15 protein-coding genes and 1 pseudogene are annotated in these 17,764 nt (G+C 43.4%); 14 read left to right on the forward strand and 2 right to left on the reverse strand.

Annotation, left to right across the window (positions count from 1 at the left end; genetic code table 11):
- Window positions 1–19 precede the first annotated feature (19 nt).
- The 12 genes from IEW76_RS16195 (at window position 20) to IEW76_RS16250 (ending at window position 13,999) form a co-directional block, all read left to right on the forward strand.
- Window positions 20–745, forward strand: a complete 726-nt coding sequence (locus IEW76_RS16195) for a phosphoadenylyl-sulfate reductase (RefSeq protein ID WP_188655474.1) — start codon at window positions 20–22, stop codon at window positions 743–745.
- Window positions 746–767: 22 nt separating this feature from the next.
- Window positions 768–1,919, forward strand: a complete 1,152-nt coding sequence (sat, locus tag IEW76_RS16200) for a sulfate adenylyltransferase (protein ID WP_188655475.1) — start codon at window positions 768–770, stop codon at window positions 1,917–1,919.
- Between the two features lie 18 nt (window positions 1,920–1,937).
- Window positions 1,938–2,531 (forward strand): adenylyl-sulfate kinase, encoded by a 594-nt coding sequence (gene cysC, locus IEW76_RS16205; RefSeq protein ID WP_188655476.1) that lies wholly within the window; start codon window positions 1,938–1,940, stop codon window positions 2,529–2,531.
- 35 nt (window positions 2,532–2,566) lie between these two features.
- A complete protein-coding gene (gene cobA / locus IEW76_RS16210) occupies window positions 2,567–3,325 on the forward strand; it encodes a uroporphyrinogen-III C-methyltransferase (protein WP_188655477.1) in 759 nt (252 codons plus the stop codon).
- An 11-nt stretch (window positions 3,326–3,336) separates the two neighbouring features.
- On the forward strand, window positions 3,337–4,098 hold the full coding sequence (locus IEW76_RS16215) for a sirohydrochlorin chelatase (RefSeq protein WP_229721274.1): 762 nt from the start codon (window positions 3,337–3,339) through the stop codon (window positions 4,096–4,098).
- Window positions 4,099–4,111: 13 nt separating this feature from the next.
- Window positions 4,112–4,720 carry an NAD(P)-binding protein gene (locus IEW76_RS16220; protein ID WP_188655478.1) on the forward strand — a complete coding sequence of 203 codons (609 nt, stop codon included), beginning with the start codon at window positions 4,112–4,114 and terminating at the stop codon, window positions 4,718–4,720.
- 4 nt (window positions 4,721–4,724) lie between these two features.
- On the forward strand, window positions 4,725–5,561 hold the full coding sequence (locus IEW76_RS16225; RefSeq protein WP_188655479.1) for a uroporphyrinogen-III synthase: 837 nt from the start codon (window positions 4,725–4,727) through the stop codon (window positions 5,559–5,561).
- Complete coding sequence (locus IEW76_RS16230) at window positions 5,539–7,335, forward strand: assimilatory sulfite reductase (NADPH) flavoprotein subunit (protein ID WP_188655480.1); 1,797 nt, start codon at window positions 5,539–5,541, stop codon at window positions 7,333–7,335. Before IEW76_RS16225 ends, IEW76_RS16230 begins: the two co-directional genes overlap by 23 nt.
- A gap of 23 nt (window positions 7,336–7,358) precedes the next feature.
- Entirely contained in the window at window positions 7,359–9,068 is a 1,710-nt protein-coding gene (cysI, locus tag IEW76_RS16235; protein ID WP_188655481.1) for an assimilatory sulfite reductase (NADPH) hemoprotein subunit, read from the forward strand.
- 305 nt (window positions 9,069–9,373) lie between these two features.
- The gene (locus tag IEW76_RS16240; protein ID WP_188655482.1) at window positions 9,374–12,355 is read left to right on the forward strand and encodes a carbohydrate binding domain-containing protein; all 2,982 of its coding nucleotides are present in this window, start codon (window positions 9,374–9,376) and stop codon (window positions 12,353–12,355) included.
- A gap of 153 nt (window positions 12,356–12,508) precedes the next feature.
- Complete coding sequence (locus IEW76_RS16245) at window positions 12,509–12,895, forward strand: GntR family transcriptional regulator (protein ID WP_188655483.1); 387 nt, start codon at window positions 12,509–12,511, stop codon at window positions 12,893–12,895.
- Entirely contained in the window at window positions 12,896–13,999 is a 1,104-nt protein-coding gene (locus IEW76_RS16250; protein ID WP_188655484.1) for a DUF1648 domain-containing protein, read from the forward strand.
- Window positions 14,000–14,141: 142 nt separating this feature from the next.
- Here IEW76_RS16250 and IEW76_RS16255 read toward each other — a convergent pair whose 3' ends face one another.
- Window positions 14,142–14,855, reverse strand: coding sequence for a DsbA family oxidoreductase (locus IEW76_RS16255; RefSeq protein WP_188655485.1), 714 nt, complete (start codon window positions 14,853–14,855; stop codon window positions 14,142–14,144).
- 166 nt (window positions 14,856–15,021) lie between these two features.
- Here IEW76_RS16255 and IEW76_RS16260 point away from each other — a divergent pair.
- Window positions 15,022–15,904: pseudogene (locus tag IEW76_RS16260) on the forward strand (SMP-30/gluconolactonase/LRE family protein).
- 64 nt (window positions 15,905–15,968) lie between these two features.
- On the forward strand, window positions 15,969–16,442 hold the full coding sequence (locus tag IEW76_RS16265; protein WP_188655486.1) for a UPF0158 family protein: 474 nt from the start codon (window positions 15,969–15,971) through the stop codon (window positions 16,440–16,442).
- 38 nt (window positions 16,443–16,480) lie between these two features.
- Here the strand turns inward: IEW76_RS16265 and IEW76_RS16270 are convergent, their stop codons facing one another.
- Complete coding sequence (locus tag IEW76_RS16270) at window positions 16,481–17,698, reverse strand: DUF4317 domain-containing protein (RefSeq protein WP_188655487.1); 1,218 nt, start codon at window positions 17,696–17,698, stop codon at window positions 16,481–16,483.
- Window positions 17,699–17,764: the final 66 nt, after the last annotated feature.

The following is a 17,764-nucleotide window of genomic DNA, read 5'->3' on the forward strand; positions in this document are numbered from 1 at the left end:
AGCAAGGAGGGAGGAGCTTATGACACAAGAAGTCGTAACGTATGAGCAGTTCACAGGCGATCCATTCGCCTCTTATCGGCCAGATAATGAAGTAGAAGGTGCTTTAACCGTGTTGAAATGGGCATATGAAACCTACGGGGATTCGATCGTGTATGCTTGTAGTTTTGGAGCTGAGGGGATCGTGTTGATTGACTTGATTTCCAAAGTAAAACCCGATGCGAAGGTTGTTTTCTTAGATACAGGTATTCATTTTCAAGAAACGTATGAACTAATCGATAAGGTGAAGGCCAGGTACCCTCAGTTGAATATTGAAATGAGAAAGCCAGATTTAACACTAGATGAGCAAGCTGAAGAATATGGATCAGCTTTGTGGAACAAAAATCCGAATCAGTGCTGTTACATTCGAAAGATTAAGCCACTTGAAGATACGCTAAGCGGTGCCACAGCCTGGGTTTCTGGGTTGAGGCGTGAACAATCAGCAAGTCGTAAGAACACAAACTTTGTTAATAAAGATGAACGATTCCAGTCTGTAAAGGTATGTCCTTTAATTTATTGGACGTGGGATTTTGTATGGCAATATATCCGACTAAACGACTTGGATTACAATGTTTTGCATGATCAAGGCTATCCGAGTATTGGATGTATGCCGTGCACATCTCCTGATGAAGGAGACGGACGATCAGGCAGGTGGAAAGGATTTAATAAGACAGAGTGTGGACTTCACACGACAGGAAACCAAGATTAATCAATTTTTGGGAGGAATGAATATGACAGTTATTGCACCGCACGGAGGAACATTAGTGAATCAGTGGAGTACGAAAGAGGATGCCCCAGAAGCAAATGTGAGCATCTCGATCGATAAGATGGCGTTAAGTGACTTGGAGCTATTGGCCAATGGCGCTTATAGTCCGTTAACAGGGTTCTTGAGTAAAGAAGATTATGAATCCGTTGTGGACCGGATGAGGTTATCAGATGGAACACCTTGGAGCATTCCGATTACGCTACCAGTTGATGAGGAGAAAGCAAAACAGTTGAGTAAAGGCGATGTAGCCGAGCTGAATTTAGAAGACACGGTGTATGGCTATATTGAGGTCTCAGAGGTGTACCAGCCGAATAAGACAAAAGAGGCAGAGCAAGTGTACTTAACGACTGAACTTGAGCACCCAGGAGTGAAGAAGCTCTTCGCACGCCCTGATTATTATGTAGCTGGTGAGATTGTTCTTATAGAACGCTCAGAGCGCGAGCACGATGAAGGGTTTTATTTAGATCCAGCCCAGTCTAGACAACGCTTTGAAGAGCTCGGCTGGAGCAAAGTCGTCGGTTTCCAAACGCGTAATCCTGTGCACAGAGCGCATGAATATATTCAAAAGGCGGCACTTGAAACAGTGGATGGCCTTTTCCTAAATCCTTTAGTCGGAGAGACAAAGAGTGATGATGTTCCAGCAGACGTACGGATGGAGAGTTATCAAGTGTTACTGAAGCATTACTATCCTGACAACCGAGTCGTCTTAGCGGTCTTCAGTGCTGCGATGAGATACGCAGGGCCTCGGGAAGCCATATTCCATGCTCTTGTCCGTAAGAACTTTGGCTGCTCTCACTTTATTGTTGGCAGAGATCACGCTGGTGTTGGTGACTATTATGGTACGTACGACGCTCAGAAGATCTTCTCCCATTTTGATGAAGAAGAGTTAGGAATTACACCTTTATTCTTTGAACATAGTTTCTATTGCAAGGCTTGTGAAGCGATGGTATCTGGCAAGACTTGTCCTCATGGAAAAGAAGAACATGTCATTCTTTCTGGAACTAAGGTCCGGGAACTGCTTCGAAATGGAGAGCGACCGCCTAAAACCATTAGTCGTCCAGAAATTGCAGATGTGCTTATAGAAGGACTTAGAGCAGATTCTTCTGTTCAATCTTAAACGGAAAGGGTGATGGATATGGGTTCAAATCTTACATGGCACGACGCCTCCTTGCAGGTTGATCATTACCGAAAGCGAAACGGGCACCATAGTGGAGTGATCTGGTTTACCGGTCTATCTGGTTCTGGAAAGTCGAGTGTGGCTAACCGCGTGAATGAGAAGTTATATGAGAAGCACCTCCAATCGTATTTGCTAGACGGAGATAACGTAAGGCACGGATTAAATCAAGACCTTGGCTTTGCAACTCAAGATCGAGAAGAGAATATTCGTAGAATTGGAGAAGTTGCGAAATTGTTTACGGACAGTGGCACGATCGTGTTAACGGCGTTTATCTCTCCCTATCAGGAGGATCGCGACCGAGTTCGGAATCTGCTTCCTGAAGGGGATTTTATTGAAGTCTTTATCGACTGTCCTTTAGCAGAGTGTGAGAAGCGAGATCCAAAAGGGTTATATGAGAAAGCGAGAAGCGGTGAAATTAAAGGATTCACAGGAATTGATGCCCCCTACGAAGCGCCAACTTCCCCAGAGTTGGTTCTACATACACACGAGCGGGATATTGAAACCTGTGCAAATCAAGTGATCGACTATTTAGAAGAAAAAGGCTGGGTGTAGAAGAAAACGTCCACTACATGAAGGAGTGAGAGCTGATGGCGAAGGTGTATATCGTAGGTGCAGGTCCAGGGGATGCTGAACTTATTACGGTGAAAGGATTACGAGCGATACAAGAAGCAGATGTGGTCTTATATGATCGTCTTATAAATGCAGATTTACTGAAAGAAGCGCGTCCGCATGCGGAACTCATATACTGTGGCAAAAGCCCTGATCATCCTTCTTTATCACAGGAGTCGATTAATGACTTGATGTGCAAGTATGCTTCTAAAGGGAGGACGGTAACCCGGTTAAAAGGGGGAGACCCGTTTATCTTTGGAAGAGGCGGTGAGGAAGCAGAGGCGTTAGCATCTTCACGTATTCCGTATGAAATTGTGCCAGGCATAACGTCAGGGGTGGCTGCTCCTGCCTATGCAGGGATTCCATTAACTCATCGGGATTACAGTTCTTCTGTTTCCTTTATCACAGGCGTCACGAATCTCGAGGAAGATGAGTACTGGGAGCATGTGGCAAAGAGTTCTGATACATTGTGCATTTATATGGGCGTGCGGAATCTTCCAAAGATCTGTAATAAGCTAATCCGTCATGGTCGACCTGCTGATACACCGATCGCTCTCGTGCACTGGGGCACAACAGAAGAGCAGCAAACGGTAACGGGGACGCTTCAAGATATTGTCGACGCGGCTAAAAGTATGCAAAATCCTTCCATGATCGTGGTTGGAGAGGTCGTAAAATTACGAGAAGAGTTGAAATGGCTTGAAAGCCTGCCAGCTATTGAACCTCTTGTTGTGGGATAGAAAGGAAGAAGATGATGGAAGCTGTTCTGTACGTTAGTCACGGAAGTAGAGTAGAGGAAACGAAAGAAGAAGCAGTTTCCTACATTCATCAAGTGCATCAAGAAGTGGCTACTCCGTTATTTGAAATCTGCTTTTTGGAACTAGCCGAACCAACGATGGCTCAAGGGATCAAGCGTCTTGTGGAGAAGGGGGCAACAGACATCACAATTGTCCCTGTCTTATTGCTAAGTGCTGGTCATTACTATCACGATATACCGGATGAAATACAAGCAGGTGTAGCTCTTTATCCGAACATTCGCTTCAAGTACGGGAAGCCCCTTGGCATACAGAAGCGGATAACGAGAGTTCTAGTCGACCGGATTCAGGAGGTCGCATCTTTACAAGAAGATCTTCACCTTGTCCTTGTTGGAAGAGGCAGTCGAAATCCTGAAACAAAGGCATCTATTGAACAGATTGCGAGCTGGCTAGGTGAAGGAATAGGCGGAGCATCTGTTGATGTATGCTATCTGGCTGCCTGTTCTCCTACTTTTGAGGAGGGAATCCGTCGGGCCGTCCTCTCAAATAAGAGAACGGTTGTGATCCCATATTTATGGTTTACTGGGAAGCTCATTCAAACCATGAACAAGAGAGTGGAAAGTCTTCAACAAGAAGGGGTCCCGATTACAATGACACATTACCTCGGTGACCATCCGATTATGATTAAGGCACTGGCAGACCGTGTTCACGAAGCTCTTGTCAGTGAGGAATGGGACCAACAAATGAGAGTGACATAGGAGGGAGCACACGATGAGTCAACTTCCTTTAATGGTCGAAATGACAGGCCTTTGTGCTGTCGTTATTGGGGGAGGAAAAGTCGCTTGGAAACGTGCTAAAGCCCTTGTTGAAAATGGGGCTATGGTTACCATCGTCAGCCCGCACTTGACGGACTCCCTTCAAGAGTTGGTTAGCCTTGGGAAGATTAAGTGGCTTGATAAGCTGTTTGAAGCAAGCGATGCTCGCGAGGCGTTTCTATTGGTTGTGGCGACAGATGACGAAGAGGTGAATGAGAGAGTACTTCAGGTCGCTGCTCATATTCCACTTATTAATGACGCAACAAATGCTGAGCGAGGGAATATCACCTTTCCGGGATTATTTAGGAGAGGGAAGCTCACCATATCCGTCTCAACGGCTGGGGCAAGTCCTGGACTCACCTCATCGATTTTATCAAAAATCAGGGAGCATTATGACGACTACGGACCGTATGTGGATTTTCTATATGAATGCAGGCAACAGATTAAGCATTCCTCTATGGATGAAGGGGAAAAAAGAAGGCTTCTTCGCGAGATTGTAGAGGAACGGTACAAGGATGAAGAAGAACAGCATCAATTTAAAGAAGCAATAGATCGAAGGTGGTGAGAACGTGTCGGGATTAAAGGGTAAGGTCGTTGGCGTCGCAGCTGATCGACAATCAGAAGCAATATGTACGCTCCTTCAAAAGAAAGGAGCGGAAGCGGTGGCTTACCCATCACAAGGGAAGCAGCAGTTAAACCAAGATATTAGCGCGGAAAACGTACGTGATTATATCCAGCTAGAATTTGACTGGGTCATCTTAACGACCGGTATAGGAGCTAAAACGTTAGAAGGTGCTTCGATTGAACATGGTTTCAAACAACACTTTATACAGAAGCTACAGAAAGAATCCCTTGCTATACGTGGGAGTAAAACGTTGCGGTGGTTACAAGAAAAAGAGCTACAACCAGCGCTAGTCTCAGAAGATGGAACGATGGAAAATCTCGTCGCAGCTCTTCCAAGAGGCGAGGAGACTTCACGTGTCTTTCTCCAGGCCTATCATCAAGATGACGCCTTGTGGCAAGAGACGTTAGAGGGGTTAGGGTACGACGTATACGTATCAAAGCCTTATGCTTTTGACCCTCCGGAACAAAGCGTCACGGATCGGCTACGTGAATCCATCATCGCTCAGTCACTTGATGCTGTTGTATTCACTAGTAAAACACAAGTTCTTAACGTTTTCGCTGAGCAAAATCATGAAATGGTGCAATCGTTTAACAGTGGCGTTATAGCGGTGGCAGTTGGTAAGGTCACTGCCGGTCAATTACGAGAGCAAGGAATTACATATGTCGTTGAACCTGAGGTACAGAAGATGGGGGCAATGGTCGTTGAATTAGAACGCTATTATCGAACGTCTCAAGAACAACGTTTGGAGGTGACAACAAGTGTCATTAAAGGTAACGAATAGTCCATTTAACCAGGAACAAATAGATCTACTAAATCGCCTTTTTCCTACGCTTACGGAAAGTCAAAAGATTTGGCTCAGCGGGTACTTAGCCTCAGCTCAAGTCGGCAATCAAGAAGGAACAGTAGAGGCGAAAGATACCACCAAAGGAAACACACCACAAACTCGAAAAGTCACGATTCTTTATGGTTCTCACACAGGAAACTGTGAGGCGCTTGCTAAAGAATTTACGGAACAACTGCAAGCCGTCCATTTAGAGGTAGAATGCTTATCAATGGATGATATAAAACCAAAAAATATCAAGAAAGTAGAAGACCTCCTGATCGTTACAAGTACTCATGGAGACGGAGATCCGCCCGACAACGCTCTTTCTCTGTACGATTTCCTTCATAGTAAGCGAGCGCCAAGCCTTGAAGGTGTTCGTTTCTCTGTCCTTTCTCTAGGTGACAGCTCTTATGAATTCTTCTGTCAGACGGGGAAGGACTTGGATAAACGTTTGGAAGAATTGGGAGCTAGTCGGCTCTATAACCGGGTAGACTGTGATTTAGATTATGAGGAACCAGCGCAAGAATGGATCCAAGCAGTGAAACAGGAATTAGGCCAGGAAGCCGTTTCCTCATCCGCCCCTGCCTCTGCTGTGATTGAAGAGCAAACAACGTATTCTAAGAAAAACCCATTCAAGGCTGAAATTTTAGAGAATCTAGATCTGAACGGTCGAGGTTCCAATAAAGAAACGCGTCATCTTGAACTTGATTTAGAAGGGTCCGGGATTACCTATGAACCTGGGGATAGTCTTGGCATCTATCCTGAGAATGACCCGGCACTCGTAGAGCAGTTGCTTCAAGTTCTGGAGTGGGATGGGGACTTAACTGTTCCAGTTAATAAGCAAGGTGAGGAACTGTCGCTCAGAGAAGCTCTTCGCTCAATCTATGACATTACCACTTTATCAAAACCCCTTCTTGAGAAGACATCTTCCTTAAGTGATTCATTGCAAAAGTGGTTAGAAGAGAATGACTCTAAAGCGATACAAGACTATGTTTATGGAAGAGATTTGGTTGATCTTGTTACCGATTTCGCGCCTTGGAAAGGGGAGGTCAGCGACTTTGTAGCACTACTCCGGAAAATTCCGGTTCGCCTTTATTCTATAGCTAGTAGTCAAAATGCGAATCCTGATGAAGTTCACCTGACAATCGGAGCCCTTCGTTATGAAGCACATGGAAGGAAAAGATCAGGTGTTTGTTCTGTACAGTGCTCGGAGAGATCAAGTATTGGAGATCACCTGCCTGTCTTTGTCCAGAAGAACTCCAACTTTAAGCTGCCTGAACAGAAAGATACGCCTATTATTATGATTGGCGCCGGAACAGGGGTTGCGCCTTATCGGGCTTTCTTGCAAGAGAGAGAAGAAACCGAAGACAAGGGGCCATCATGGCTCTTCTTTGGCGAACAGCATTTCGTTAGTGATTTCTTGTACCAGACAGAATGGCAGAGCTGGTTGAGTGATGGTGTACTAACCAAGATGGATGTCGCCTTCTCAAGAGATACCGAGGAGAAAGTGTACGTTCAGCATCGCTTACTAGAGAACAGTAAGGAAGTCTATGAATGGTTAAAAGGTGGCGCATATGTATACGTATGTGGGGATGAGACGTATATGGCGAAAGATGTTCAAAATGCCCTTTTAGAAATCATTCAAAAAGAAGGAAACTATACGGCTGAAGAAGCAGAAACGTACTTAAATCAGCTTCGTAAGGAAAAGCGATACCAGCGAGATGTCTATTAATAGAAGAGAAAGGGGAGGAGATCATGGGAAGAGATGAAGGGAAGCAGTCAGGAGGCGCCCCTAGTGCAATGGAACGGATTAAGCAGGATAGTAACTTCTTAAGGGGATCTCTAGTTGAAGAGTTCGGTAATCGGATTACAGCCAGTATCCCAGAAGAAGAAACGAAGATCCTTAAGTTTCATGGTAGCTATATGCAGGATGATCGAGATGTTCGTCAGGAACGAAAGCATAAGAAATTAGAACCCGCCTATCAATTTATGATACGCGTTCGCTTGCCTGGGGGAGTGGCGACACCAGAACAATGGCTGAAGATGGATGAACTAGCCAATACGAATGGCAATGGAACAATGAAACTGACGACTAGGCAGACATTTCAACTGCACGGCATTTTGAAATGGAATATGAAACAAACGATTCAAGAAATGGATCAGGCGTTAATGGATTCCATTGCAGCGTGTGGAGATGTGAACCGGAATGTCATGTCGACAGCGAACCCTTATCAGTCATCTGTACATAGCCAAGTCTATGATACAGCTAATCGAGTGAGCGAGCACTTGTTACCAAAGACAAAAGCTTATCATGAAATTTGGCTAGATGAAGAGATGGTGTTAGACGGACGTGATGAGGACGAACCGATTTACGGCCCATTCTACTTACCGCGGAAGTTTAAGATTGGCGTAGCAGTACCTCCTTCGAATGATGTGGATGTCTTCAGCCAAGACTTAGGTTTCATTGGAATTGTCGAAGATGGGGAGCTTGTTGGTTACAACGTGTCTGTTGGCGGAGGTATGGGCATGACCCATGGAGATACTACTACGTATCCTCAACTTGGACGCGTAATAGGATTCTGTAAAGTGGACCAAGCGACAGATGTTGCTGAGAAGGTCGTTACGATTCAACGGGACTACGGAAATCGATCTGAGCGTAAGAATGCCAGGTTTAAATACACAATCGATAAGAGAGGACTCGATTGGTTAAAGAACGAGTTAAACGATCGACTAGGATGGTCTTTAGAAGAAGCTCGCTCTTATTCATTTGATCATAACGGCGACCGGTACGGCTGGGTTAAAGGAGATGGGAAGTGGCACCTGACTCTATTTGTGGAAAACGGTAGAATCAAGGATGAAGAGAACCATCAGCTTATGACAGGGTTAAGAGAGATTGCTAATGTGCATAAAGGTGAATTCCGCCTCACTGCAAGTCAGAACTTAATTATTTCTGGTGTAGAAGAGAATGAGAAAGAAACGATTGAGCAACTTGTGGAGCAATACGGATTGTCTGATGGACGGTATAATTCTGCGCTTAGAAGGAATTCGATGGCGTGCGTGGCCTTCCCTACATGTGGCTTAGCGATGGCCGAGTCTGAACGCTACCTTCCGTCTCTTGTGGATCGGCTTGAGGATATTATAGAAGATGCGGGATTAAGAGATGAAGAGATTGTGATACGGATGTCTGGCTGCCCGAATGGATGCTCTCGCCCTGCGCTAAGTGAAATCGGATTTATTGGCAAAGCCCCTGGTAAGTACAATATGTATTTAGGAGGCGGGTTTAAGGGAGAACGTTTAAATAAGCTGTATAAGGAAAATATCGGTGAGGATGAGATTTTAGCATCGCTTAAACCAATCATTCACAGCTATGCAAAAGAACGCTTAGAAGGGGAGCATTTCGGAGACTATGTCGTTCGAGCGGGATACATTGCTCCTGTCGAATCAGGGCTTGATTTTCATAATTAGTACAACGTGCGGAAGGGGCCAAGTAGCGTCCCTTCCGCTATTTATATGGGTTAAAGGGCGGGGGAATAAAGACTTATGAGATCGGCCTCATGTAAAATTATGTCGAAAAAATTCACTTGAAAGGATCGGAATCTATGATACTATTAAAGCAATTAGAAACCGCTTTCATAGTTATTAATTCGAAACCGCTTTCGAATGTTCGGTTTGCTTTAATGAATCCATTGAAAGTATTTTTTATGCGAAAAACGAAACCGGTTTCGTAATCGAATGCGAGTGGTTTTCAAAATCTATAGGAGGCTGAATGTATGAAGAAACTTTTCGTGTTTTGTCTATTGGTAGCTTTAGTAGTAAGCGGTACAGTTCAAGTAGAAGCAGCCAAAAGCAAAGACGTTGAGGTAGAGTGGCTGGAGCAAAAAGACTTTCACCCTACTAACGTTGAAGCAGCAACATCAAGACTAGCTTTTGCAAATGTGTTAAACCAAATGGTCGGTTATTCTGATGAAGAAGAGGAGATCTTGAACCTAGCAGGAAAACTAGGCTATTGGCAAGATGATGAGGGAGATGCGGATTCAGCTATTAAGCACGGGGAAGCTGTGAAATTATTAGCGTATTTCTTCCCAAATCAAACATGGGATGAGAACGATAAGTCTAACAAGCCTGTGAAATGGGGACAAGCCGTTACTTACATTCAGTCTCTTGCAGATACGGTGTTTACCTCAGGTACATACGCCGACGAGACGGTTGAGGGCTCAGCTCTAATTACTCAATCGGACGTTACTCTTGAGAATGTCACGATTAAAGGGGACTTACTCTTAACAAAAGGCGCTAGTGATGCGGAACTGAACAATACGAAAGTAGAAGGCAACGTTTATATCGAAGCGTCTATACAAAATACCGTCAAATTTATTGAGTCTGATATTAATAAAGCGATTGTCTATACTTTCGGACAAGAAGCATCTGACTGGACGCTTGTTTGGAACGATGAGTTCTTAACAGACGATATAGATCCAGACAAATGGACGTACGACATTGGGAACTGGATTGTGGATGAGGATGGAGAAGGAATTGCTGCTGGTTGGGGCAACAATGAGAAAGAGTACTATACCGATTCTTCAGAGAACTCTTATATTGAAGATGGAAATCTAGTTATAGAAGCTAAGAAAGAAGAGGAGCCTATTACAGACCAATTTGGCTCTTACGACTATACGTCAGCTAAGTTAAAAACAAAAGGCTTATTTAGCAAGAAGTACGGCAAATTTGAAGCGCGTATGAAGCTTCCTGAAGGACAGGGCTATTGGCCAGCATTTTGGATGATGCCAGAAGATAGCGTTTATGGCAACTGGCCTGTTTCAGGTGAAATTGACATTATGGAAGCAGCAGGTAATGACACAAGTACGGTTGGCGGAACGATTCACTATGGTGAAGAATGGCCGAACAATACGTATACGGGTGATGAATATCACTTCCCAGAAGGGGAGGATTACACTGGTTACCACACTTACTCTCTAGAATGGGAGCCTGGTGAACTGCGCTGGTATGTAGATGGTGAACTGTACCAGACGTTAAACAAGTGGTTTAGTAAAGGGACAAACGAAGCAGCGAACTACACATTCCCTGCACCATTTGATCAGGAATTCTACATGATCCTAAATCTGGCTGTTGGTGGCTGGTATGGCGGTGACCCGGATGAGACAACAGAATTCCCTGGCCAGATGGAAGTAGACTATGTGAGGGTGTATGAACTCACAGGCCGTGATTATAAGGAAGCTGTAGAACCAAGCGTTGACATTGAGCCACTTCCTGAAGATGCGAAGCAACCGCAAGAAGATGGAAACCTTATTTATGATCAGGCGTATGAAAAAGAGATTACAATTGTTGATGAAGTTACAGATGCAATGGATGAAACGTACTGGAACTTCCTTACTCTCCCAGACTTTGCTGGAGAAGGTAATATTTCAAAAGAAACCTTAGATGGTACAACCTTTGCCAAGACAGATATAAAGAATGCTGGTAATGCACTATGGGCTATCCAATTGATTCAAAAACTATCAATTGGAGAAGGTCGAACCTATAAGGTGAGCTTTGATGCTAAATCGAATGCGAATCGTACAATGATGACGAAAGTATCTGGTGGTGCTGAACGAGGATATGCGAACTATTCAGGTGAAAAGACGATGGACTTGACTGATGAAGTTCAATCATACGAATATACGTTTACTCACAACCAAGATACAGATCTTGCGGCACGATTAGAATTCAATCTGGGTGCTGCGTCAGCAAACCCTGTTTGGATTGGTAATGTAAGAGTAGAAGACATTACAGGACAAGTTGATGAATCAAATCAAAAAGAACCGCTAGCCGATGGAAACCATGTGTATAATGGAACATTTGACCAAGGCGACTTCAGCCGACTTGTTTACTGGGAAACCGTAACGCAAAACGGTGCAGAAGCTGAAGCTTATGTTACAGAAGAAGAGCGTTTTATGCATATGAATATTGCAGATGGCGGATCTGATATGAAAGATATTCAGTTTAAGCAAAACGGTCTCCAATTCTTGAAAGGAAGTACCTATGACCTCACATTCCGAGCGAAGGCTGATCAAGATAGAGAAATGTCCGTTAGCTTTGTGAATGAGGATGGATCAATGGTCTATCAAGAAGCTGAGGAGGTATCCTTAGGAAGTGATTGGAATACGTATACCGTTTCCTTTGAAATGACGAAAGATATGGCTGATTTAAATGGCCAGCTAATCTTTAACATCGGTGGAGCTGCGGCAAACGTTTATATGGATGACGTTCGTCTAGATCAAACTTCTACTTATGTTGATTACAGCGATGTTGATTTGAGTCCGTTAACGAATGGAGATTTCTCAGAGGGTATGGATGGATGGGGAGCTTACATTCACTTTGATGCTACTGCAACTGCAGAGGTAGTAAATGAAGCATTACTTGTTGATATTGAAAATGCAGGTAATGAAACATGGAGTGTCCTTCCAGAATATGCAGGGTTGGAATTAATTAAAGGTCTAAAGTACGAGCTGTCCTTTGATGCTAAATCCTCTGTACCACGCGATATCGAGGTTACGTTAGAGAATGGCGGTTATTACCGTTATCTTAGTGAGAAAGTTTCGTTAACGGAAGACTATAACACTTTTACGTATCAATTTGAAATGACAGCTGATGACACAGTTTCTCTAAAATATTTAATGGGCCAATTCGCTGAGGCTCATGCCATTGAAATTGATAACGTAAGTCTAGAAGTCGTTATACCAGAAGACGCAAATTAATAATAAGACATCCCATGATATTAGGGTGAGAATCAAAAAAGGCAGGAATCGCAAATCGATTCCTGCCTGTTTTTTTATGTCTACTGTTAATTGTTATACATTAACTAGAACAGTTTTGTTATAATAGTAGTAGAACAGAATGGAGGTGGGAGGATGTATATTCAGATTGAGCCAGACTCGGATATACCGATCTATTCCCAGGTGAGCACTCAGGTAATGGAAGGGATCATTCGCGGAGAGCTAGAAGCTGGTGAAGTGTTGCCTTCTGTACGTGGCCTCGCTTCAGACCTTGGTGTGAACATGCATACAATTAATAAGAGTTATCATGATTTGGAGGCAAAAGGGGTTATTACGATCGTTCCGAAATCAGGTGCTGTTATAAGCGTAGACCCATCAAAAGGTGTCCCTAAAGAGCAAACAGATCTATTGTCTGAGAAGCTACGACCTACTGTTGTTGAGGCTATGGTTTCAGGGATGGATGATGATCATATTCACGCGCTTGTTGACTCAATTATGAGAAATGTAAGGGAGATGAAGTAAATGGAAGGGATCATTTTATTCTTATCGACGCTGATCGTGAGTGTGATTCAAGTTTCTATTCCTTTCTTGGTTAAACGGACTGTTGTGTTTGGTGTGACGGTACCGATGGAACATACGAATCACGCGGTGATTAAGCGATCGAAAAAATTATATTCTATTATTACCGGGGTTTTGGTCCTTGGTGTTCTCATAACATTCTTAGTCTGGAGCATGAGAACCACACCAACGGATGTCCAAATGGCTCTTATGGGGCTGATGCTGCCGCTTCTTGTTATTGTTACCTCACTTGTCCTTTACTTCTATTTCCACATTAAGATCTCTAAATTGAAGAAGGAACAGCGCTGGTTTGAGGGGAAAAAGCAAGTGAAAATCTCTGACCTTAACATCAGGGCCAAAGACGAAATGCTACCTTGGTATGTGGTCTCTTTACCAATCCTATTAACGATCGGATTAATGGTTTTTACAGTAGCGAACTATAGTCAGTTCCCAGATCAAATACCGGTCCATTGGGGAGCAGATGGAAAGCCAGATGCTTATACAGATAAAAGTGCCTTGTCTGTATTATCTCTTCCGCTCATATTGCTCGTCCTTCAGGGCATGTTTCTTGGTATCATAGAACTAACGAAACGTTCAGGTTTTAAGATCCGTCCAACGAACACACAAGCCTCCAAAAAGAGGCAAATGAACTTACGTAAATACACAAGCTGGTTACTGCTGCTCGTCTCTTTGTTACTGACCATGCTATTCTCGTTTCTGCAAGTCATGACGCTGTACGGAAACATGTTTAGTGACATGATGGTTATGCTGGTACCTCTAATCTTTATGTTTCTTACATTAGCAGGGGCTGTAGTCTTTGCCATTAAGGTTGGGAAAGTAGATTCTGACTTAGATGAAGTTGTGGTGACGGATCAAGATGATAAAGTAGAGGAGTATGATGAAGACAGGTACTGGATCGGTGGCATGATCTACTTTAATAAACAAGATCCTTCTGTCTTAGTAGAGAAGCGGTTTGGTATAGGAATGACGGTAAACTTTGCTCGTCCAATGGCCTACATGGTTTTAGTGGTTCCAATTCTGCTGATTTTATTACTATCTTTCCTTTAAGAGTATCTCATCAATACTCTCTAAAACCCCTTGATATCGAAGGTGATGAGCCATTGATCAAACGTTTGATCAATAAGATATCGCTAAAAAATAAGACAGGGACCTAGAGCCCTGTCTTATTTTTGTATATTTCAACTCTTAATTAGATGTCGCATCCTTCATCTGTGCATACTTCTGTGTCTTTACCACTGATCGATTCGAAAGCAGGTGCTTGTTTCTCTTCTTCATAAGCTTTCTGCAAGCCTTGTAAGAAGACCTCTTTCGGCTGGGCGCCTGATATAGCAAATTTGCGGTTGAATACGAAGAATGGAACGCCTTGAACACCGATTTGTCCCGCTTCTTGTTCATCGCTTCTTACAGCTGTTGCATATTTCTCATCCGTAAAGGCAGCTTTTACGTCTTCTTCTGATAGACCAGCTTCAAGGGCGATCTCTTTCAAGATGGAACGGTCGCCGACGTGTTTGCCTGCTTCAAAGTAAGCGTGGAATAAGTGCTCAGATACTTTGTTGCCGATTCCTTTTTCAGAAGCACGTTGGAATAAGCGATGAGCATCGAACGTATTTGTTGGAATCGTGCGATCGAAGTCAAAATCAAGTCCCTCTGCAGCAGCTTGCTGAGTCATATTGGCTGTCATTTCTTTTGCTTCATCTAACGTCTTACCGTATTTTTCAGCGAGTTTTTCATTTGTGGTCTGATTGCTATTTACAGGAGCATTCGGATCTAATTCAAAGCTTTTAAACTGTATATCAATCTCTACTTGATCCGCTTGTTCAAATTCTTTAAGAGCCGACTCTAAGCGACGTTTTCCAATATAGCAAAACGGGCAGACTACATCTGACCATACTTCAATTCTCATGATACATACCTCCATGTCTCTTTCGTGCCTCTATTATAACATCGGAAAGACTTGTAGGCATGTGAGGTGATTAGGGCTAACTTAATTCCCCCCAAGGAGAAATTACACTTATCTAGAAATAAGGTATACATAAGGTAAAATAAAACCTCATCTAGGAGGAACGCGCATGGGTGTAGAACTGATCGTAGATTCAAAATCAAGGTTAGGAGAAGGACCAAGCTGGGATCGTGAAAAGGGAGTCCTTTATTGGGTGGATATTTTGCAGCAACAACTCCATTGTTATAATCCTGTCGAGCATAAGAATATAACGGTAGAGCTTGACCAAGCCCCTGGAGCGGTTGCGCCAAAAAGCTCTGATGAAGTCGTGCTTGCGCTTGAGAATGGGTTTTACTTTTATAATTGGAAGCTAAATAAACTGGATCCGATTATGAATCCAGAGGAACATTTACCTCGTAACCGTTTTAATGACGGGAAGTGCGATCCTGCGGGAAGATTCTTTGCAGGAACGATGGATAAGGAAGAGGAAGAGAGAAGTGGAACACTCTATTGCCTTGAGGAGAACTTGTCTGTAAAAGAGAAAGTGACGGGTGTTGGGATTTCTAATGGGATCGCTTGGTCAGTAGACCATACACACATGTACTATATTGATACCTTTGAAAATCAGGTCTATCGGTATGACTACAATCGAGACACAGGGGACATTAGTCACCCTGCTTCTGTCATTTTCTTTTGAAAATGAAGAGGGGGCTCCTGATGGGATGACGATTGATGACGAAGGGATGCTTTGGATTGCGCACTTTGGAGGTGCGAAAGTGTCTAGATGGAATCCTGATACAGGTGAAAAAGTAGAAGAAATCCCGGTCCCCGCCCTGAATGTAACATGCTGTGTCTTTGGCGGCGTAAACATGAATGAATTATTCATTACCACAGCTAGGAAAGATATGAGTGAAGAAGACTTGCAGCGCTATCCACATGCAGGCGGCCTCTTTAAGGTAACAATGAACGTTAGCGGATGTGAATCATACCGTTTTAATGGAACGTTTAAATAAAAAAGCTTACATTAAATAAACTAGTAACATATAAATGATAGGCGAAAAAGCAAATGAGAAAGGAATGAACCGTGTGAGAGTTAACCTTCAAACCATTGCAGACAATGCTGAAATAAACGATGGGGATTGGAATATATACCTCGACAAGGAAACAGGACAGATCATCACAATTACTCATGATGAGATCCGCGATGCAAAAGAAGGAAAACCGATTGGTGACTTACCAACCAGGCAGAAAGAAAACCGTAAATGGGCCGATCTATTTGTCGCGGATGAGAGTAGTCGTTTCGTGGAATTGCCAACGCCACGCGACTTGGACGAGTATAGAGTAATGGAATCATTCGCTCATTCGTTAGAGGATGAAGAAAAGGGAAATAAGTTACTCCGGGCGATCCGGGGACGAGGAGCTTTCCGCCGTTTTAAAGATATGGTGGGAGACTTGGGTCTCGCAGAAGATTGGTACGCTTATCGAGAAACTCAATTTCTTAAAGTCGCCAAGAGATGGTGCGAGGATAAAGAAATTCCTTACGAATCATAAATTGATCAAACGTTTGATCAAGGAAAAGAGGGAGACCGTTAATGGTCTCCCTCTTCTTCATTTTCTTCTGCTTTTGTGGCACCGCCAAAGGCTTCAGGCAACATCTTAAAGCCTTCGATCTCCGCGTCTTCTTCTAGCTCAATCATAAGATAACGTCTGCCGTCGAAATTAACTTGTTTGACGTGTTCTAAGTCTTGCGGGCTAATCGAAATGTTGGCGAGCTTCGTGTTGATCTTAATGGATTTTGACTTATATTTCGGTACGATACTACTTGCTTTTAGTTCGTAATTATCGTTTTCTGTGTACCTTTTAAAGGATTCTTTGATTTTCTCGGAATCAATTTTCTCCTGTTCTACACCGCTCATTGTCAGTACACGTTCAACGTCTCTGTAATCAAGCTTCGGCGGTTCTTCGCCTTCTTCATGGTCCTCGACAACTTGATTGACCTCACGATAGACGTTACCGAGTGTTGAGGGGTTCATTTGGTCACCTACAACATCCCGAATCACTTCTTCAAAAACGGCTTTATCTTCCATAGCTGTCATTGGCTCTTCACCGTTCAGCACTTCTTCTACAAAATGAAGGTCTGGCTCATGGGCTTTCCCAGAGGCGTAAAGAATATGGTTCACATCGGCTGAGTGATTGGTGAACGTAGGGAAAAGGAAGCCGCCCATTGGCGTATTCAGATCTACAACAGGGTCGACTTCAATGTTGTATTTAAACTCTTTCTGCACATAATCGAATTGATATTCCTTCTTCGGATCTTGTGTTTTATTCACGCTGCAGAGAATGAAGGGGTGGGAGTAAACGGTATCCCGGTCGCTTTCTTCACATTCTGAACTTCCTCTACGCGTTGGTTTCAGATATTCTGCGCGGACGAATGTAATAACGACATCGTGTTCATAAGGGCGTTCTGCAATCATTTTCTCCGTCATATAGAGCATTTCTTGCATCCAGTCCTGAACATTATTGGTTAACAGGCCTTTATGTAAAATAAGCTGCGTGTGATTCTCGGCCTCTCGTTGGAACTTTAGTTCAAATAACTTCTCATCGAGCTTTCCTGTTAGCAATTTCTTGAAGTTGTTCATAAACAGTTCTTGCTGTTCTCGTTCAAGCAATTCAAATGGCTGGCTCTGATGGTGGTAGATCTCTGTTGTTTCTTTCATGATATAGACGTTAAAGATGTTCTGGATTTTTAATAGATCGTTATCAACTTTTAGCTGCCGGCGAATTCCGGCGATATCCTTCTTATCCATCGGTCGTTCACTCCTACGTGGTTGTGCTTATAATAGTTTATTTTAACATAGCTTTCCATCTTAAAA

Source organism: Pontibacillus salipaludis, assembly GCF_014642405.1.
GTDB lineage: Bacteria > Bacillota > Bacilli > Bacillales > BH030062 > Pontibacillus > Pontibacillus salipaludis.